Source organism: Oceaniferula spumae (genome assembly GCF_042849255.1).
Lineage (GTDB): Bacteria > Verrucomicrobiota > Verrucomicrobiia > Verrucomicrobiales > Akkermansiaceae > Oceaniferula > Oceaniferula spumae.
In genome coordinates this window covers 4,206,227-4,226,028 of sequence record NZ_AP026866.1, presented here as the reverse complement: position 1 = coordinate 4,226,028, position 19,802 = coordinate 4,206,227, and the positions used below count along the sequence as shown (strand labels likewise).

Sequence of the window (19,802 nt, the reverse complement as noted above, 5' to 3'; positions counted from 1 at the left end):
ACAAGATTGTGCATAAAAAAACGCCGCCGAAGGTTTCCCTCCGGCGGCGTGATAATTTTAGTTAGGTCTTAGGCGACCAGGAGATTACTCCTTGTCGTCTTCAGCGCTTGGGCTCCACTCCTCGGCACCTCCGGTGGAGGCGAGGTTGAATGCCTGCTCAAGACCGACGAGGTCACCAGACGGACGCAGGGTCTCGAAGCTGGCGGACTCTTTCTCGAGTTGCTCTGGATCGTAGTTGACGGCTTTGATGGAGAGACCGATGCGGCGCTCCACTTTGTCCACCTTGATAACACGGGCTTCGATTTCGTCGCCCACCTTGATGACGTCCTTGACCTTCTCCACGTGACCTTCAGCAAGCTGAGAGATGTGGATGAGACCATCGATGTCGTTCTCGAGGTTAACGAATGCGCCGAAGCTTGCGATCTTGGCCACTTGACCTTTAACGAGATCGCCGACTTTGAAGTCGCCTTCGATTTCTGACCATGGGTCACCGTCAAGCTGCTTGACGCCAAGGGAAACACGCTGGTTTTCCTTGTCGATGCTGAGCACGATGGCTTCCACTTCGTCGCCCTTCTTGAGGATCTCGGAAGGGTGGTTGATCTTGCGGGTCCAAGAGAGATCGGACACGTGGATCATACCGTCGATACCTTCTTCCATTCCCAGGAACGCGCCGTAAGGAGTGAGGTTGCGCACCTCGCCTTTGACCTTGGTTCCGATTGGGTACTTCTGCTCGAGAACGTCCCATGGGTTTTCGTCCATCTGGCGGACACCGAGGGAGATCTTCTGCTCTTCGATGCTGATTCCAAGAACGACTGCCTTGATTTCCTGATCGATTTCGAGCACGTCGCTTGGACGGTTGATACGCTTGACCCAAGAGAGTTCGGAAACGTGAACGAGGCCTTCGACGCCGCTCTCCATTTCGATGAATGCACCGTAAGGAAGAAGCTTGGTGACTTTTCCGGTAACTTCGGTACCGATTGGGTAACGAGCTTCGATGTCTTCCCATGGGTTGTCCTCCATTTGCTTGAGGCCGAGGGAAACACGCTCTTTCTCACGATCAACGTCGAGAATGAGAACTTCCACGGTCTGGCCGATGTGGACCAGTGCGGATGGGTGGGAAATACGTCCCCAGCTCATGTCGGTGACGTGAAGCAGGCCGTCCATGCCTTGAAGATCGACGAACGCACCGAAGTCGGTGATGTTCTTGACCTGACCTTCCACCTTGTCGCCAACTTTGACGGACTGGAGGAAGAGCTGACGTTGCTCAGCGCGCTCGCTTTCGATCACTTCGCGGCGGGAAAGAACGATGTTCTTGCGCTCGTCGTTGACCTTGACGATCTTAAATTCGTAAACCTTGCCAACGTATTCGTTGAGGTCTTTTGGTGGGATGATGTCGACTTGTGAGCCGGGAAGGAAGGCTTCGACACCGACGTTGACCATGAGGCCACCTTTGACGGCGCTCTTGATCTTGCCTTTGACGAGTCCACCGTCGTGGTAAACACCGACGATTTTTTCCCAGTTCTTACGGTGTGCGGCTTTCTCCTTGGAGAGCACGACCATACCTTCGTCGTTTTCGAGTTTCATCAGAAGGACTTCGCACTCATCGCCTACTTCGATTTCCTCGTCTTCAAATTCGGCAGCTGGGATAGCTCCTTCGGATTTGTAACCGATGTCCACGAGGACAACTTGAGGTTTGATGGCAATGATGGTTCCGTTGACAACGGATCCCTCTTCGAATACGCGGAACTTTGAGTCGATCAAAGATTCCAGTTCTGCAGTAGCAGTCATTTGTTTTGTTTTTGGGTTAAGGTTAGGTTCCTTGGTTAATTTCTTTCCATTGAACTTCCAGTTTCACATTGGCCATTTTACCGGCCGTGTCACCAGAAGGTGTTGCCCCATTATGTCCTACAGATACGGGGCGCCAATCCGCAGGACGAAAGAAAATCAGAGGCGGGAAGTTACTAGAAACCCCCGGTTTGGCAAGAAGAATAGGACTATTTCAGCCCCACCGAAAAAACACGCAAATCGTTCTTAGTCTGCGACTTACACAACAATCAACCTATTCAGAGAGATTGACATCGCGGATCAGAGACATGCGAATCCTTGTTTTTACGCCTTTTCCACGCCGTTCGTGCACTGCTGTCTGGATTCTCTTGGCCAATGCAGGAGGTGGAAAATCAGGCCCTTCGAGGTGAATTTCAACCCAACCTCCTGAGTTCCCTTTACGATTCAATTTCGCGGAAATGAGCCGGTAATCACCCGCCTGTGGCAGGTCTTTGTCCTGGAGTATCTCGGTCAGAGTTTTCTCGATCGGGCTTGTCTTCGACGCCTTACTGATCAGCACGGATGCCAGTGGAACTGTTAGTCCGGCACATATCAATGCCAACACGATCGCAAGGCGCTGAGCCCAGAGCTGGGCTGCATCCTTCTTCCCGCGCACACCCGCAAGCAGGAAATTCAACGACGAACCTAACACAATAGCAACCACGTTGGTGCCGAAGAGCAGTGCCGCACCTTTGGCCGTGTGCTGCTCGTTCAGGGCTAAACAGATTCCCGTGGTAGCAATTGGAGGAACCAGGGCTGCGGCAATTGCCACCCCAGCAAGGGCACTGCTGAGCTTGGGTCGAGCCAAGCAATAGGATGCTGCGATACCGGAAATGAAAGCGACACCAAGATCTAACAAGGTAGGTTCACCCCTAGCCATCAACTCACCGGTGAGACCCATGCCGATGCTGCGAGCTCCGAAGCCCAGAGCGACACCGATCAAGAGAGCCGATAAGAAACCTAACACCACAGCCTTTTGACACTGTCTCCATAGCGGCCAGTTTCCCTGCACCACAGCAAGACCGCCTCCAAGCAGCGGTGTCATCAAAGGTGCCACCAGCATGGCTCCTATCACGACGGCAGCACTGTCCGCTAACAGACCCAGACCCGCAATCGCAGTGGCCAAAATCATTAAGACCGCGAAATCGAAACTCCAGCGCGCCTTGCCTTCAATCTCGGTGAAGAGCAGAATCCGCTCGTCGCGCTCAAGCTGAGGCACGTTCAGACTGAGCAATTGTCCCATTTTCTCACGAACGCGGTGTCCCATCGGGCGCGCAGCACGGATGACACCCACACTCATACCCTCGTCGCCTTTCATCAGCCGCTCTGGCACGGTGCCGAATAGTTTCCGTCTTAGAGTTCCCCCACCAGCGGCACCGATCAACAACAGACCATATTGCCCGCTTTTGATCTCAGTTTTAATGGCGTCAGAGACGCTATCAGAGAGTGCTACCTTTGGGTTGATTTGACTCGTGGAAACACCTGCACGAGCCACGGCCCGATTAAGGTGCTCGCGCCCTACTTCGAGCGAGAGGTCATCGGTGTCGGACTCGACGTAAAAAGCGGTCGCATCATTCCCCGCCATTTTAGCCGCCAACCTCATGCCGAAACGCGAGTGACTACCGCCGGCACAGGGGACTAAAATCGAGGGGGATGTGTTCTCCTCAATATTGAAACTGCCCAAGCGTAGAACCAGCACCGCGCAATGCGCGTCATCGAGAATTTCACGTGCGAGCTTGCCGGTCATCGAGCCGTCTCGGGCCGAGTCGTGACGGCCGACCACCATCAGATCAGGCGACATCCGACGCTCCACAGAAAGCGCCGTTTCATGTCGACTCAGGCAGTTCACTCGACACAGATTAATTTCCATGGCACCACAGTCCGTTAGAGCGTCTTCGATGTGCGTCCACTGTGGGTCCTTTTCCAGCAGAGTGGAGCCCCATGGCGACCATGTTAGATCGGACGCCTGCTGCTCAGTCCCACCGTGTTCGAGCCATAGTATATTGAGCGGACTGCCCAGTGCGCGGGCAATGCGGACACCCCAGCGCGTCATCGCAGCTGCCTCGGTATGTTTGCGGAGAAGGAGAAGCATGTCGGAGAATTACTTGCCGAATTTACGGTCGAGTTCGTTGAGGGAAATGTGGATCAAGGTCGGTCTACCATCTGGTGTGCAATAGGGCAAATCACAGGCAAACATCGAGGCTAACAGCGTATCAGCGTGATCGATCCGACAAGGTTCGCGCCGACCAACACGACGTGCAACACCTGCAGCAAATGCCTCGAAGGCCATCGCTTTTCCTCGCCGTGTCCCCACGGTTTCGTGAAGTTCATCCACCAGCTCTAGCAAGAATCCACGGATATCGGAGACCTTGAGAAAGGCTGGCAAACTGCTGACTTGAATGGTGCTCCCGCCGAAAGAATCAACCTGCATCCCTGCTTCGATGAAGTGTTCGGCATGGCGCAGTACGATGTCTGAATCCACTGCATCAAGTTCCAACAATTCAGGCACCAACAATCCTTGGGTATCAATACCCTCGCCACCAGTAGAGGCTAACAAATCTTCATAGACGATACGTTCACGAGCGGCAATCGGATCTAACAATACAACACCCTCCTCGCCTTCTAACACGACATACTTATCATGCAGCGGACCAATAATCCGGAAATCAGGCTGCTCGATGACTTTCTTCCCAGACGGAGCTGTCAGTTCTTGTTGTTTCTCTGCCTGATGTGGAAAACTTGGTCGCTCCGGTGGTAGCGACGGCACTGGTGTGGGATTATTTTTCACCGGCAACCTAACCGGAGTAGTATCTGAGCTAACATGTTCGATGGGTTCCGCCAGCTTGGGCTCTGGATCTGGCGTTGGCTGTATCTCGGGAACATCCCCAGCGAGAGATTTCTCCACAGCCTCCGCGATCAAATTGCGGACATCAAAGGGCCGGTGAAAACGAACCTCTTTCTTCGCCGGGTGAACGTTCACATCCACCAACGACGGTTCCATTTCCAACCACAACCAAGCAGCAGGGTGCGCGCCCTCGCCGATAGAACCGCGATATCCATCGCGCAGTGCACGTGAAATGGCTGGGTCTTCGATTGGACGGCCGTTCAGGAAAATATACTGTTGCCGCTTTCCTTTTCGCGCGAACTCGGAAGGAAGCAGATAACCACGCACAGCAAGTCCTGGCCCTTGTCGACGGTGAACTTCGATGAGCTGTCCAGCAGCCTCACGACCTGCCAGACTGGCGATGCGCACCCGCCAATCAGTGGCCGCCGGCAAATCGAATACCGTGCGACCGTCCTTGCTTAAGGTAAAACGCACCTCGGGAGTAGCCAGTGCATGCAGCCGAACTTGATGTTCGACGTGAGCGAACTCTGTGGTCTCCGCACGCAGGAATTTACGTCTCGCCGGCACGTTGAAAAAAATCTGTTTCACCTCGATGCACGTCCCTTCGGGAACACCAGCATCCCGAACATCGCGCAGAGTACCACCATCCACCTGAATTTCGGTGCCCGCCACGGTTCCTTTTTCGCGCGTGGTCATGCGGAAACGGGCGACGCTGGCTATGCTCGGAACCGCCTCCCCTCTGAATCCGAGAGTCATGATTGTGGCCAGCTGTTCGCTGCTACTGAGCTTGCTAGTGGCATGGCGTTCGAGCGAGAGCAATGCATCTTCGCGGCTCATACCACAGGCATCGTCAGTCACCCGAATCAATGCGGTGCCGCCGCGTTGGATATCCACAGTGACGTGTTTCGCTCCGGCATCGATACTGTTTTCAACCAGCTCCTTGACCACACTGGACGGGCGCTCGACCACCTCCCCTGCTGCCACTTGACTGGCTAGGGTGTCGTCGAGAATTTGGATCCGCGGCATAGCGATAAGGGATGGAAAAATCTTGGAAAGATTGGCTGGCTGTCGGATCGCATGCTGTTTAGGCTGCGTCAGCGCGAGGCCATGATGACTCCATGGCCCGACTTGCTGCAAGCTTTCATCACCTTCAATCCACCGTGCCCAGAGATCCACAGCCCACATTTATGGAGTCCATGGCGAACCGCCGACCTCCTTGGTTCTGGTGGCTGCTTATCTTGATTCTGGCATCCTGCTTCACCATCCTCACTTGGTCGTTGTGTATCAGTATTTTCAACCATCCTGAGGTTCCACGAAATTATGAAATCCTGCGTAAGTTAGGCCGTTTGCCCGAGCACAAGGCCTACACATCGCAGACAGCCCCCGAACACCCTGCCGGCTCAGCCTCCGTGCTGCGCAAGAGTTATCTGGAGTTTACTGACGAGGAGTTGGCGACACTTAACAACAGCCTGCTGCACAGCTACTTGACCAATTTCCGAGAAAACACCTTCTGCCAGTATTTGGAAGGTCACTACAAGGTAGTATCAGCGAGGAAGCTGACCAAGGATGATATTATCAGTCAAGGCTTTGCCGTACAGCTCCGCGCATACACTCAGCCTGACGAATACACCGAGCTCTCGCCCTACCCAGTGGTCGCAGAAATCATCTTCCCTACCCCATACGCTGACTCCTACAAAGGATACCACAAAGGCGACATGTTAGAGTTGGGGATCACTCCCCATTTCGCTTCGCTGCTGCATGTAGGCAAGGTTGTCAAAGAAGACGATGACACCATCGTGGTTGTCACCGCCGTGAGCTTGGCCAGCAAGCTGCGCCCACCTCACGAAGGCCCCTTCGATCTGGTTCCCCCGATGGATCTCAAATTGGACGCCGAATTTCCACTGTTTTCAGTCGAGGCCGCCACCTCCAGAGACACTGACGCATCGGGCAAATAGTCCTTTTTGCTGGCTCAATCTGCTCGCCGATACACTTGACAGCCAGACACATGGATGGCAGTGAGCGCGCATGTCTGACGATTTGAAAAACGACGACCTGACCGAGCGCCGTGAAACAATGGAAGAGGCCGATGTGCTTCTTATTGGTGGTGGTGTAATGAGCGCCACTCTCGGAGTGCTACTGCACCAGCTCGATCCGACACTGAAAATTCAAATCGTTGAAGCTCTCGCAGATGTTGCCCGCGAAAGTTCCAATCCATGGAACAATGCCGGCACCGGACACGCTGCGCTCTGTGAGCTGAACTACACCAAGCAGCTGGAAGACGGCTCCGTCGATATATCCAAGGCACTTGATATCAACGAACAGTTCCAAGTCTCCAAGCAATTCTGGGCATATCTCACTGAGCAAGGCATCCTTGGTGACCCTCGTGATTTCATTAACAAGGTGCCTCACATGAGCTTTGTCAGAGGGAAAGGCAATGTCGACTACCTCAGAAAGCGTTACGAAAAGATGCAGGCGCATCACTTCTTCCAAGACATGGAATTCACCGATGATCCCAAAACGGTCAGCGAGTGGACACCACTCCTCACTCAAGGAAGAAATCCTAACGAAGCCATCGCAGCAACGCGAGTCCAGAGCGGCACCGACATCAACTTCGGATCCCTCACGCGACAACTCGTTGAGTATTTGGAAGCCAAGGAGAACATCAAGTTAGCTACCAACCACATCGTCAAAGATATCAAACGGAAAAAAGACGGCACCTGGCAAATCAAGATTCGTAATATGGGCCGTGGTATTAACCGGAAGATCAAGGCTCCGTTCGTCTTTGTCGGAGCCGGTGGCGCCAGCCTTCCTCTACTCCAAAAATCGGACATCCCCGAAGGCAAAGGCTTCGGTGGATTCCCCGTCAGTGGTCAGTTCCTCGTTTGCGATAATCCTGAGATTGTCAGCAAACATGAGGCCAAGGTTTATGGCAAAGCCGCTGTCGGAGCTCCGCCCATGTCGGTGCCTCACCTCGATACCCGCGTGATCGACGGTAAGAAAACGCTGCTCTTCGGTCCGTTCGCCGGATTCTCGCCAAAGTTCCTGAAAAGCGGATCCCTGTTAGACCTCCCAGGCTCCGTGAGCATTTCCAACCTCATCCCCATGCTGGCGGTCGGCAAAGACAACCTTGATCTGACTCGATACCTCATTGAGCAATGTATGCTCACCGATGTGGACAGGATCGATACGCTTCGTGAATTTTTCCCTGAAGCTGAACTCGAAGACTGGCGGCTTGAGATCGCTGGCCAGCGCGTCCAGATCATTAAAAAGGACGAGGAAAAAGGAGGCGTGCTCCAGTTCGGCACGGAAATCGTTGCCGCTGCAGACGGTTCCATCGCAGCTCTGTTAGGAGCCAGCCCCGGCGCCTCCTGCTCAGTTTCCGTGATGCTGGAGGTGATCAGCAAGTGTTTCCCTGACAAACTCGATCAATGGGGCGACAAGCTCACCAGCATGGTTCCTGGCTTCAGCAAGAACATGAAGGAAGACGTCATGACCTACCGCGAAATCCGCAAGAAGGCTAATGACGTGTTAGGAATCTAACTCTTGGCTGCAAGGCTTACGGCGCCAGCCGGTCTATCATCCAGCTGTCCCCTGCTCGGGTGTAGCGGAATCGATCGTGCACGCGACCTTTCCCTCCCTGCCAGAACTCGATCCTTTCGGGAATCACCCGGTATCCGCCCCAGAATGATGGAAGTGGCACATCGCCTCCTTTGAACTTGGCTTTGAGCTCCTCCATTTTGTTGAGCAACAATGCGCGGGAATCAATAACGCTCGATTGATCCGACACCCAAGCTCCGATCTGGCTGTCTCTCGGGCGGGAGGCGAAGTATTTTAACGACTCCGCTGCACTCACCTTTTCCACGCTGCCTTCGATGCGCACCTGACGCTCTAACTGCAGCCAGGCAAATAGCATCGCAGCTTTTGGAACTGCTTCAATTTCCCTCGCCTTGGCGCTGCCGTAGTTGGTGTAAAAAACAAATCCATTCTCGTCGAAAAATTTCATCAGAACGGTGCGCGAGGCTGGGCAGCCGTCGAGACCAATGGTGGATAATGTTAGAGCATTCGGTTCATGCAACTGAACTTCACGGGCCTCGGCGAACCACTGCTCGAACTGTTCGATAGGATCGGCCGCCATATCCTTGCGGCGCAATTCCCGACTGCCGTATTCCTCCCGCATTGCGGCAATTTCCTCTCTGCTCTTGGACATGCTTGTTTCTAGACAGGATTCACAAATTAAGCAGGATTTTTTTAACCTCCTCCGCAGCCGCCGCCACAACCACCACCGCAGCTGCTGCAACCTGACCCGCAATCGCCACCAGCTCCTCCGGTGCCACCGGCTCCTCCGCAACCGCCTGAGCCACCCCCACCTTTGCCGAATTTAATGATCATCACCATAAGCACGACAAACGATAAAATGATGATGGCGAGCCACAACTCAAAATCATTCTGCTTGGCCAGCATATGGGTGCAGCCGGCAAGTCCGACGAGTATTCCTGCAGCGGCGGCTGACTTCCAGACCACGCTATGCGGCACTACCCAGTTGCGTGAACGATCCACTCGGCAGTCTCGCCTGTTGGCAAAACGGATTTTGGCCGGCGGCCAAACATCCACTGGTGGTGTGGTGCCAAAATGCTTCTGATAGGACTCCAAGGTCTTCGAATACCAATCATGGTATTTCGCCCTTTCATCCGAACCTCCTTTAGTGGGGCCATGATGCACGGGCTTACCTAACACACCTTGGCAAAGGTCGTGCCAGTATGAGCGCGTGTAGCAGAGGTGTAAGTGCCACACCTGATCAACCTCATCCGACGGCGTCACCGGATGGCCTGCTTCACAACACAAATAGATGAAGCGCTTGTATTCCTCGATCACACGGGCTGTGAACTCTTGGGACCAATTGTTTTCCCGTGCCACCCGATCACTGAAAGCAAACTGGGCATCAGGCTGATCGATAGAATAAGCCGCGAGTTTTGACCATAAAACCTCGTTCATGGCGGACATGCTAGAAGGCAAAGCCGATGAATCAAGCCGGATGCTTCGTTCAATCACATTGGTAATCTATCTGCCGCCCAAGTTATCAATCGTCTGGAAGATGGCGGTGATCATGAGGTAGGCCATGGTGCCGATAAGCAAAGCCATGACAACTAACACCACGGGCATGATCAACTCCATCACTCGGGAGAGAGATTTGTTCAGCTCGGAGTCGTAACGTTCCGCAGCACGGCGCAGAGATTTGTCCAGCTTACCCGTTTTTTCACCGACGGATACCATGTCGATGAGCAAAGGCGGGAAGATTCCGGTGCTGATTAACGAGCGGGAGAAGGACCGACCATCACCCACCATCTCGATCACTCGGTCCATATGGCCTCGAATGTGAAGGTTCTGAGTGGCATCTCGCGAAAGTTCTAACGAGCGAAGGAGGGGCAACCCGTTGCCCACAAGATTGGCGAGAGTTTCCAAAAACTGAACATAGAACCGACTCTCAATCACCGCGCCTATCAGAGGCAACTTGAGTTTGGTCTGATCCCAGGTCAGGCGATTAGACTCGGCATCTTTCCATGCTTTGAAAACCAGAGCAGCACCCACCAAGGTCAATAGCATGACCAGCCACCATTGTTGGAAAAACTCACTGGTGTTGATGAGGATCTTGGCCCCGAGGGGAATTTTTCCGCCAGGAGTACTGGAAATAAGATCGGTCAGTTGGGGAATCAGCTTGGTAACAAAGATGACGCCCACACCAATACCGGCAAGAACTAGGAAGGCAGGATAGATCAGGGCGAGGGTCACTTTGCTTTGAAGTTCTTGCAGAGTCTTCAGGTAGTGCGCCTGACGTTTGAGAATGGTATCGAGCGCACCGGAGGCCTCACCGGCGGCGGCGAGACTGCAGTAGAGCGGGCCAAAGCTATCGCTGACTTTGCGCAGGGCGAGGGAAAAACTGCTACCATCGCGCACTAGCTGGCGAACATCGCGAGACACATCCTTGAGCGAGCCTAACTCCTCTCGGTTCTCCATCGATTTCAGAGCTGGTTCGAGCTGAAGTCCTGCACCTAGCATCTCGCTAAGCTCCTCGGTGAACATCACCACTTCGGCGCGCTTCAACTTGAGCAAGCCATTGGCATCACGCGCGGGAGCTTTGCCCTGTTTGGGTTCGGCCTTGGCTCCGTTGACCGGAGTTTTTTCAGCGGCCACCTTGGAGTGCTTCTCCTCTTTCTTGGCCTTCGGTTTCGGTTGAACGATGGATGTGGCCGTCAGATTAACCGGTTGAAGACCACGTTTACTCAGCACCTTGATTGCTTCGGGCCGATCAGACGCGGTGATCTCGCCATTGGAAACAGCACCATCTTTACCGAGTGCCTTGTATGTGAAAACTGCCATGCCTGATTCGCTAATTCTCTACTCGTTCGATTTCTAGACAAGCTCTGAGCTGGTCACTGAGATGACTTCTTCCAGTGTGGTTTCTCCTGACATCACCTTATACCAACCATACTCGCGCATGGGAACGTAACCGTCCTTGAACGCCTGCTCCATGAGCACGCGGTTGTCAGCGCCTTTGACGATCAAATCCTGCATCGGTTCCGTGATCAATGCGACTTCGTAAATGGCAAGACGTCCTCTGAAACCAGTATTTCGACACTTGTCACAGCCTTTGGCATCGTAACACTGACCTTGGATTTGTGCAGGAATCGCCAACTCCCTGCGTTGGAGATCGGTGAGGTCATGTGGTGTCTTACAGTGCGGGCAAAGTCGACGAACGAGTCGCTGAGCGAGGAAGGCTCGCACAGACGCGGAAACTAAGAATGGCTCCACACCCATGTCAGTCAATCGGCTGATACCACCCAAGGCATCATTGGTATGCAGGGTACTGAACACCAAGTGACCCGTGAGTGAAGCTCGGATCGCAATTTCCGCCGTTTCCAAGTCACGAATTTCCCCGATCATCACGATGTTAGGGTCGGCACGAAGAATCGACCGCAGTCCGCTGGCAAAGGTCAACCCAATGTCAGACTTCACCGCGATCTGCATGACGCCAGGTAGTTTGTTTTCCACCGGATCCTCAATGGTCACAATGCGAGTGTCAGGTGAGTTCACCTCACTGAGGAACGAATAGAGACTCGTGGACTTACCTGAACCGGTAGGGCCGGTGATGAGAACGATGCCGTTAGAAAGTTTGATGAGCTGCTCGATTTTCTTCAGCACAAAGGGCTCCATCCCCAGACGGGCGATGGTGAACTTCTCTTGGTTCAGCAGACGCAGACTGACGCTCTCCCCTTCCACGGTGGGCACGGTGGCGACACGAACGTCGATGGTAGCTCCCTCGAACTGTAGGTTGATACGACCATCCTGTGGCAGACGTCGCTCAGCGATGTCAAGGTGGGACATGATCTTCAGACGAGCGATCACAGAACTTTGCAAGGCCTTGATATTGTCCGGCACGGTGACATCCACTAACAGGCCATCGATCCGGTAGCGGATACGAAGATTGTCATGGAGAGGCTCCACGTGAATATCGGTCGCGCTCTGTTGTAACGCCTCGCGAATGATCTGGTTGACGAACTTGACCACGCTGGCCTCCTCGTCCTCATCCGCATCAATGATATTGGCCTCGTCAGATGTTTCGAGATTATCGAAGTCGAGATCACGGCCTTCGAGAATTTGCTCAAACGTATCGGCGCCTACACCGTATAATTTTCTCAGTGAATCGTGAATGCGACGGCGAGAGGCCATTTTCCAAACGATCGGCACTTGGATCTGCTGAGTCGCTGCCTGGCGGGCGACGAGATTCAGAGGATCGTAGGTCAACAGCACCAGATCCTTGGGTGCTTCTTCATCGTCTCCTTCCAAGGCCATGGGAAGCAGGCGGTGTGCTAGGGCAACTCGCGGACCACAAACACGCCGTAATGGCTCAACATCGGTAAACTCTGGGATTTCAGCAACCCACTCCATGCCGGTTTTCTCGGCAAGGCCACGTAGATAGGGTTCCTCATCGACAGAACCCGAATCGAGCACGTCGTCTACGGGTGAACGCTGCTGTTCGGCGGCATTCTTCACGACATCTGCAAGGGCATCTAAGTCCTCGCAGCCACTGTCTCGGGCTGGGGCGATAAGTAGGTCAGTCATATTGGGTGATCACTATCCCCTTTAACGCCAGAAAGGCAATACTCTGTCTATAAATCGACAAAATGATGCCTGTCATCGTGAAATGGTCAGATAGTGCTTGTGAAAATATTTAATACAGATATCCATAATAATTAACATTATGGCATATTACGCTTTCTCGTAATTTTTCCGCTTGAATTCACACTAACAGGATGTTAGCCTCGGCCGGTGATCAAACAAACGATTATATTCGGGCTTATACTCCTGATACCGTTCTCGTTAGTTCCTCTACTGGCACTCTTCACGATCGAGGAGCCGCCCGCTCTGCAAACTCCCATGGTGACGATTCCCTCAGGTGTAGGTAAAGTGGTAGAACGAGAACAAGGCATCGCTGTCTATGCATACGACAGCGAACCTCCCGCAATACGTGGCAAGAGCACGGCAAAGGATGGGTATTGTTATGGAGAAAAGTGGCAGAGCACTGAATTTGTCCGCCGCTTCTACGATGTGGGATTCAACTATCGCATGCCATATGACCCAGGCTACGCCAAAAACTATTTTAATCCCGAAATCGCTCACGGCGCGATTAACCCCGCACTAGGCCTCGTTCAGTATAAAAACAATCATGCACACAAACCTGAAGCGGGAGACCTCTTGGTTTTCATTGAAGGCAAACGTGGACATATCGCGTTAATTTCGAAGGTTGATGGGGATGTTGTCGAAGTCGTGCAACAAAACATGGAGGACCAGCCACGGGCACAAATGCAGCTGGAATGGAGAAACAACGGCTGGAGAATCACCGGCCAAAAGGAGCCCGCCGGTTGGCTACGCCTTTCCACAGCTCGGGTGCATACCTCACATGAGCATGACGGCTCACACGACAGCTAGTCAGGCTTCGATTTCCTCCCCGCCGACGTAGAAACCGATCTTACGTTTCGGCTTTTCCACCTCGGTTTTTCTGGTGTAGCAGACGACCTGAAAACTCGATTGATGGCTGATGAACATGCATGAGGAGCCATTAAGATTACCCTCTACCACAACGCTGGAATGCCCGTCCTCACCGAGGGTGTGGACCTCGACGGCGTCACCATTGCTCATGAGGGCAAAAATTGCGGGCTCCTCATCCACGGCCAAGCCCTCACGCCACTTGGTCACTCTATGAGCTAAACGACGGATAAATTCCCCGGACGACTCAAAGCGATGCTTATTTTCATCCGGCATCTGTGCGATGATTTCTCGCAGGTTAGGCATGCCGGTGACTCCGGGAAGCGTTAGATAAGGTCGGCGCAGATATTGATCATCGTCAGGCATGGAAATAAGATAGATTACTCCTCGGGTTGCCGACAACTTGTAAAATCGCCCTGCTACTCTGAAGCCTTTTCAACCACCGCGTATGCGTTGTGATTGTGGATAGACTCGTGGTTCTCGGCCTCGACTCGATACCATGTGATATTCTCCTGGGCATTTGAGCGAGCGGCGATATTCCGCACGAGATCCTCTACAAATACCGGATTATCATAGGCTGATTCGGTGACCGATTTTTCATCCGGGCGCTTCAGCAGACTGTAGAGTTCACAACTGGCTGAAGACTCCACCAGGTCGATCAGGTCCTCGATCCAGATCGCCTCCTTGAAACGAACCGCATAAGTCACCGTGCCTCGCTGGTTGTGGGCACCGCGCTCGCTGATCGCCTTGGAACATGGGCAGAGAGTTGCGACGTTGACGATGACGGTGAGAATGAAATCCGTGTTGCCATCGACATCAGCCTCCGATTCAAAAATCACCTCGTAGTCCATGACTCCGGGCATCTTGGTGACCGGGGCTTCCTTGGTGCGGAAGAAGGGAAAACGGAACTCAACATGTGCTTTACGGGCTTCCAAACGGCCGAGAAGCTCATTGGGGATGGCGTTCATCTCGCGAACGTCCAAGCAGTTTCCGTGGGAGTTCAATACTTCCACAAAGCGGCTCATATGAGTGCCCTTGAAATGGTGCGGCAGATCTACGGCGAGAGCGGTGGTGGCAACGGTGCGCTGGGTGCTGCCGTCTTTATTACGAACTTGCAGCGGAAAGCGCAGGGCTTTTACGCCGACCCGGTCGATGGCGATATTACGATCGTCGAATTCGTTTTGAGTATCCTTGAGTTCCTTCATGAATCAGAGTGAGGGAATGAAAATAGAGAACAAAAAAGCCTGCCCGGTATCATCGGACAGGCTTGAAAAGTATCAGGCTGCGGAGCCTTGAATTAACCAATGAGGTTGCATGCGCGGGCACGCTTGATCTCACGGGTGATCTTGCGGTGAAGCTTGGCGGAAACGCCAGTCACACGACGTGGAAGAATCTTGCCAGTCTCGGTGGTGAACTTGTTGAGCAGGTCAACGTTCTTGTAGTCCACCTCAGCTTCTGGGATGTCATGACGGCGGTGCGGCATGGGGCGGTTAGCCTTCCAGAATGCGATGCGGCGTTCCTTGTTCTTAGGAGTAGATATTGAGGACATGATATTGAGATGTTGAGTGACCTACGGACTAGCGAAGCTCGCGGTGCAGGGTGCGGCGGCGAAGGAATGGATTGTATTTCACCTTCTCCAGACGACCTGGGGTGTTGAGGCTCTTCTTGTTGCGTGTAGAAGTGTAGCGTGAAGTGGGTTTTCCTTCAGCCTTGGCTTCTGTGCATTCGAGGATGATGATGTCGCGGGCCATGATCTTGTTAAAGTGTTAAATCGGATGATTGATTCGTGTTTCTTGAATCGTGTAGTTCAGCTGCGAGGCTGGACGGGAGGCGCAAACTACGCATTTCCGCCCTATGGTCAAGCAGAGAATCTATGGAATTCGGATTTTTCTGTGATTTCTCAGTTGGGACGGCTTTCACAGCCATGGAATTAGCGCATTGCTCCGTTCGAGAAGCCGAATTCGCTTTTGCCGTTGTTGTGGCGTCCGTTGTTGCTTTTCTCCCACTCGGCCTGGCACTTTACTGTGTAGCGGGCAAATGGGATGGCCTCGAGGCGTTCGTGTGGGATTTTCTCGCCGGACATCTCACAGATGCCGTAGACACCACGCTCGGCGCGGGTAATGGCTTGCTCGATCTCGCTGAGGGCGTCCTGCTCCTTGGCCAGCAAGTTGAGGGCGAAATCACGGTCGTATGAATCACTACCGGCATCGCCAGTGTGCATTCCACCTCCGCCGGTTTCCATGCCGTCGGTGTTTTTGAGCGTATCGTGGGTGACACCATACATGGCATCGAGAATTCCATCACGCAGATCGAGAAGGCGCTGGTGCTGCTTTTTAGCGAAGCCTACCAGTTTCACAGGTTTGGCTGGGGCTGCAGGTTCAGCTTTTTTCTTCGGTGCTGCTTTTTTCGCGGCTTTTTTGGCAGGAGAGACGACTTTCTTAGCCTTGGGTGAAGCCTTTTTAGCGGATGCTTTGACAGTTTTAGTTGCTGCCTTCTTGGCTGCCTTTTTAGGAGCTGATTTCTTTTTGGGAGCTACCTTCTTTTTTGCTGCTTTCTTAGCTACCTTTTTAGTGGCGGCTTTTTTGGCAACCTTCTTCTTAGGTGCTGCTTTCTTCGTGGCCTTCTTCACAGCTTTCTTAGCGGCCTTTTTAGGCGTGGCTTTTTTAGCGGCTTTCTTGGCAATTTTTTTAACAGCACGTTTGACTGTTTTTTTAGCAGTTTTCTTCTTCGCGGCCATGGCAGGTGATAAGTGGATAGAGGTAAATTTCGAGGTTTTTGAAGGTTTTTGCTGGCGTCTAGACCAGTGCTATCCACTCAATTTGAGTGGGTCCCATATTGAAGGGCGGCAATGGCTAATCGCTTTCCAACAGGACTGCAAGCGAAATTTCCGAGAATTGATACACCTGTATCATTCGAATGCATCTAGCGACCATGACGGGCATCATACTTTTTTTTCTCCTGCATGATCCAAGTTTGATCATCGTCGGAAAGCTTGTTGAATGTGGTGGTTCCTCGTTTTCCATCGGGATCAATCAATGTCACCTTGCCTGAGCTGAATCGATGAAGCTTCGCGAGGGTTTTACGCCCCTTGCGATTCGTCCATAAGCGGTAGCCTCGCTTTTCGAGCTTCTCGCGCCATGCTCCATAGTCGTTTTCGGCTTTCGACACGGAACTTTTGATACGTCCCCAGTAGTAGTCAGGCGTGCCTTTTTTGTAGCCACGGTACTGTGCCACTACGGCTCCACGTGGTGAGAGTATGAGCACGGTCGGATGGCCCAGGACCTTGTAACGTTTCTTTAACCCATCGATGTAGTTGCGTTTCTTTGTCCACTCGTTTTCGTGTTTGGTATCGGCTTTTATCTGATCATCCACACGTAAGCGTACGATGCGTTGCCCAGCCCAGCTATCAAATCCCGAGTTTGAAAAAAGCTCATCGTTGAGGGCGCGGCAAAGGGGGCTCCGGGCTGAATCGGTAAACCAAATCAAAATCGGCTTTCCTGACTCGCGCGCGTGGCGAATCGCCTCGGTGTAACTAATGTGCCAGGACTTGTTCTCAGGCTGCTTCCAAAGTTCCTCCATACCTCCCCCCATCGGCACATCCGGATTCTCGGGCGCCCAGTGAATATCCTCATCTGGAGTGATACCGGCGGCCGTGGGTGAAACTCTTGCCGTCGCGGCAGCTCCACCGGTGACTCCTGCCAGTCCGGCAACCCTGCCGCCGGCACGCTGATAAGCCTCCAGACCGGTCATGGGTTTCTCGCCGTCGGCAGTTTTCTTTTTATCCTTTCCTCCCACCATCTCACCCAGCTGGGCGCAGGAGACGAGGGATAACACACCGGCTGCGATCGCACACGAAAAGCATGTTGAGGAAATACTACGGTTCAAGGCCATGCCCTATGCTTACGACAGCCACGCCGCTTGGCAACTCGGAATTCTGATCCTCTCATGATGAAAAAATCACCTCCAGACTTGGCAGCAGGTATCGATTCAGTATTTGATGGACATCCACCCATGCAAAATTCACCGGATACACCCATCCATCTTGAAGGACAGCTGCTGATTGCCGATCCCTCGTTACGCGATGGCATTTTCAACAAAAGCGTCATCCTTCTCGCCGAGCATAATGGGGACGACGGTGCGTATGGATTGATTCTGAACCAACCGACAGGACAAACGGTCGGTGACCTTCTGGCATCCGATGAGTTCCAAGTGCTCAGTCAAATTCCCGTGCACCTTGGTGGCCCTGTGGGCCAAGAGCACTTGACCTTTGCCGCCTTCTGGACCGATGACAGTGGAGACACGAGGCAACTGAGATTTGCCACCCGGATCTCCGCGCAAGATGCAATCACGCGTGCCCAGCAACCCGGCACCCTGATCCGTGCCTTTGCCGGATACGCAGGCTGGACACCTGGCCAGCTAGAAAGCGAGCTCCGCCGAAACTCCTGGATCCCCACCCTGCCAAGTGTGCAACTACTAGCTACTCCTCACGAGAAAAACCTGTGGGCCGATGTTCTACGGAACATTTCGCCCTATCATCAGATCCTCGCCGAGGCGCCCGACGACATTTATGTCAACTGATCTGTTAGTATTTCTTCCAAAGAGAAGGGATGAACAATACCAAAATGGCGTAGAGTTCAAGACGGCCGAGAATCATCAATAGCGATAAGAACACCTTGGTGACTGGCAGTAAGTGCCCGAAATTAGAGCTAGGACCGACATCACCAAAGCCTGGGCCAATGTTAGAAAGGGTTGCCACGACGCAACCGAAAGATGTCAGCATATCCATGTCATTACCCGCCTCAAACAGTGCTACAACAAAACAAGATGCAATGGTGATGAATGCATAGAGAGCGACAAAGACCACTGTCTGAGACCGCTCTTCACCATCAAGGGCATTGCCATTGACGTGCATCCGGAACACCTGATTGGGACGGAAAGCTTTGACGATTTCGAACCGAGCGGTTTTTAAGAAGACGATCAACCGGCTGACTTTAATCCCACCTGCTGTGGAGCCCGAACAACCACCTAACAGCATAATCATGGCGATGAGAACCAGGGTGAATCCAGGCCAGGCAGTGTAATCCACCGTCCCAAATCCAGTCGTCGACGCGACCGATGTCACCGTGAACCAGCACTGTCTGAATGCGGTGAAAAAATCGATATCCTGAGAACTGGCAACGCCACAGGCCATCACCACGGCGCCCCCCAAACAAAGCACCACAAACAAGCGACCCTCTTCCTCACTGCGGAGGCGGCTCCATCTCTTCCTCAGCAGAACCACCCAGACGAGGAAACTGACACTACAGATCACCATGAAAAGGCTGAGCCATAGCTCAATGAGCCAGCCGTTACCCCAGTTAGAGTAATACCCCACACTTTCATTATGCGGGCTGAAACCGCCGGTGGAAACGACGGTGAAAGCATGTGAGATGGCATTGTAACTGGTCATGCCCATCGCCTTTAAGCCAATCGTGCAAACAGCCGTGATACAAACATAAACCTTCCAGAGAATCAGCGCGGTGTCGCGAATCCGAGCGGTAGAGACTTCACCAGTTTGAAATGATGACTCGTTCCTGAACAGCGACTTGGATCCCATTCCCAGATACGACAAAATCGCCACGAAAAGAACCAGAATACCCATACCACCGAGCCACTGTGTGACAGAACGCCACATCAGAATTCCACGCGGCCATGATGCGATGTCTCTCCCCGTCGCCGGATCCGCCGAAATCACTGAGGACCCAGTGGTTGTAAATCCGGAGACCGATTCGAAAAGCGCATCGGAGAACTCCAAACGAGGTTCACCAAGGATGTAGGGCAAACTACCAGCTAAGCCGCACAGCACCCAACCGAGGCCCACCACGACAATCCCTTCACGCCGTGGCACTCGGTCGATTTTGCCGATGCCGCAAACCATTAACAGCGCGCCCCCAATCGCCACGACTGCAGCGGAGAGAAACAGCGCGTCACGCGCAAGCTCGTCGCCCGCGACAGTATCCCACCACGCGAATATGCCACATGATGCCATGGCAAAACTCTCCAACAAAAGCAGAGCGCCGAGAAATTTGGCAAGAATACGAAAATTCATAAG

The 19,802-nt window shown here is 53.1% G+C and carries 18 protein-coding genes; 4 read left to right on the top strand and 14 right to left on the bottom strand.

Annotation, left to right across the window (positions count from 1 at the left end):
* Nucleotides 1-84: 84 nt before the first annotated feature.
* The 3 genes from ACSPJT_RS18010 to mutL all read right to left on the bottom strand — a co-directional run bounded on the left by ACSPJT_RS18010 (nt 85) and on the right by mutL (nt 5,695).
* Entirely contained in the window at nt 85-1,788 is a 1,704-nt protein-coding gene (locus ACSPJT_RS18010; protein WP_435893951.1) for a 30S ribosomal protein S1, read from the bottom strand.
* Between the two features lie 271 nt (nt 1,789-2,059).
* Nucleotides 2,060-3,916 (bottom strand): DUF389 domain-containing protein, encoded by a 1,857-nt coding sequence (locus ACSPJT_RS18005; RefSeq protein WP_435893950.1) that lies wholly within the window; start codon nt 3,914-3,916, stop codon nt 2,060-2,062.
* 9 nt (nt 3,917-3,925) lie between these two features.
* Nucleotides 3,926-5,695, bottom strand: coding sequence for a DNA mismatch repair endonuclease MutL (gene mutL / locus ACSPJT_RS18000; RefSeq protein WP_435893949.1), 1,770 nt, complete (start codon nt 5,693-5,695; stop codon nt 3,926-3,928).
* 134 nt (nt 5,696-5,829) lie between these two features.
* On the opposite strand from mutL, the gene ACSPJT_RS17995 reads away from it, so the two are divergent.
* Both ACSPJT_RS17995 and mqo read left to right on the top strand, forming a co-directional pair.
* On the top strand, nt 5,830-6,624 hold the full coding sequence (locus tag ACSPJT_RS17995; RefSeq protein ID WP_435893948.1) for a hypothetical protein: 795 nt from the start codon (nt 5,830-5,832) through the stop codon (nt 6,622-6,624).
* A gap of 70 nt (nt 6,625-6,694) precedes the next feature.
* The gene (gene mqo, locus ACSPJT_RS17990) at nt 6,695-8,209 is read left to right on the top strand and encodes a malate dehydrogenase (quinone) (protein ID WP_435893947.1); all 1,515 of its coding nucleotides are present in this window, start codon (nt 6,695-6,697) and stop codon (nt 8,207-8,209) included.
* Nucleotides 8,210-8,225: 16 nt separating this feature from the next.
* Here mqo and pdxH read toward each other — a convergent pair whose 3' ends face one another.
* The 4 genes from pdxH to ACSPJT_RS17970 form a co-directional block, all read right to left on the bottom strand.
* Nucleotides 8,226-8,876, bottom strand: a complete 651-nt coding sequence (gene pdxH / locus ACSPJT_RS17985) for a pyridoxamine 5'-phosphate oxidase (protein WP_435893946.1) — start codon at nt 8,874-8,876, stop codon at nt 8,226-8,228.
* Nucleotides 8,877-8,917: 41 nt separating this feature from the next.
* Nucleotides 8,918-9,661: a glycine-rich domain-containing protein gene (locus tag ACSPJT_RS17980; RefSeq protein ID WP_435893945.1), complete on the bottom strand. Its 744-nt coding sequence runs from the start codon at nt 9,659-9,661 to the stop codon at nt 8,918-8,920.
* Between the two features lie 66 nt (nt 9,662-9,727).
* Complete coding sequence (locus ACSPJT_RS17975; RefSeq protein WP_435893944.1) at nt 9,728-11,044, bottom strand: type II secretion system F family protein; 1,317 nt, start codon at nt 11,042-11,044, stop codon at nt 9,728-9,730.
* 33 nt (nt 11,045-11,077) lie between these two features.
* Nucleotides 11,078-12,787 carry a GspE/PulE family protein gene (locus ACSPJT_RS17970; RefSeq protein WP_435893943.1) on the bottom strand — a complete coding sequence of 570 codons (1,710 nt, stop codon included), beginning with the start codon at nt 12,785-12,787 and terminating at the stop codon, nt 11,078-11,080.
* 315 nt (nt 12,788-13,102) lie between these two features.
* Here ACSPJT_RS17970 and ACSPJT_RS17965 point away from each other — a divergent pair, with 315 nt between their 5' ends.
* Nucleotides 13,103-13,654 (top strand): CHAP domain-containing protein, encoded by a 552-nt coding sequence (locus ACSPJT_RS17965; RefSeq protein WP_435893942.1) that lies wholly within the window; start codon nt 13,103-13,105, stop codon nt 13,652-13,654.
* Here the strand turns inward: ACSPJT_RS17965 and ACSPJT_RS17960 are convergent, their stop codons facing one another.
* The 6 genes from ACSPJT_RS17960 to ACSPJT_RS17935 all read right to left on the bottom strand — a co-directional run bounded on the left by ACSPJT_RS17960 (nt 13,655) and on the right by ACSPJT_RS17935 (nt 17,545).
* On the bottom strand, nt 13,655-14,077 hold the full coding sequence (locus ACSPJT_RS17960) for a hypothetical protein (protein WP_435893941.1): 423 nt from the start codon (nt 14,075-14,077) through the stop codon (nt 13,655-13,657).
* 53 nt (nt 14,078-14,130) lie between these two features.
* Nucleotides 14,131-14,916 carry a GTP cyclohydrolase FolE2 gene (gene folE2 / locus ACSPJT_RS17955; RefSeq protein WP_435893940.1) on the bottom strand — a complete coding sequence of 262 codons (786 nt, stop codon included), beginning with the start codon at nt 14,914-14,916 and terminating at the stop codon, nt 14,131-14,133.
* 92 nt (nt 14,917-15,008) lie between these two features.
* Nucleotides 15,009-15,260, bottom strand: a complete 252-nt coding sequence (gene rpsR, locus ACSPJT_RS17950) for a 30S ribosomal protein S18 (RefSeq protein WP_435893939.1) — start codon at nt 15,258-15,260, stop codon at nt 15,009-15,011.
* Nucleotides 15,261-15,288: 28 nt separating this feature from the next.
* Nucleotides 15,289-15,462, bottom strand: a complete 174-nt coding sequence (rpmG, locus tag ACSPJT_RS17945; protein WP_309489287.1) for a 50S ribosomal protein L33 — start codon at nt 15,460-15,462, stop codon at nt 15,289-15,291.
* Between the two features lie 179 nt (nt 15,463-15,641).
* Nucleotides 15,642-15,932: a TraR/DksA family transcriptional regulator gene (locus tag ACSPJT_RS17940; RefSeq protein WP_435896209.1), complete on the bottom strand. Its 291-nt coding sequence runs from the start codon at nt 15,930-15,932 to the stop codon at nt 15,642-15,644.
* 701 nt (nt 15,933-16,633) lie between these two features.
* On the bottom strand, nt 16,634-17,545 hold the full coding sequence (locus tag ACSPJT_RS17935) for a thioredoxin fold domain-containing protein (protein ID WP_435893938.1): 912 nt from the start codon (nt 17,543-17,545) through the stop codon (nt 16,634-16,636).
* 111 nt (nt 17,546-17,656) lie between these two features.
* Between ACSPJT_RS17935 and ACSPJT_RS17930 the strand changes: the two genes are divergently transcribed.
* On the top strand, nt 17,657-18,289 hold the full coding sequence (locus tag ACSPJT_RS17930; protein WP_435893937.1) for a YqgE/AlgH family protein: 633 nt from the start codon (nt 17,657-17,659) through the stop codon (nt 18,287-18,289).
* A 4-nt stretch (nt 18,290-18,293) separates the two neighbouring features.
* On the opposite strand, the gene ACSPJT_RS17925 is transcribed toward ACSPJT_RS17930, so the two are convergent.
* Nucleotides 18,294-19,799 (bottom strand): TrkH family potassium uptake protein, encoded by a 1,506-nt coding sequence (locus tag ACSPJT_RS17925; protein WP_435893936.1) that lies wholly within the window; start codon nt 19,797-19,799, stop codon nt 18,294-18,296.
* Nucleotides 19,800-19,802: the final 3 nt, after the last annotated feature.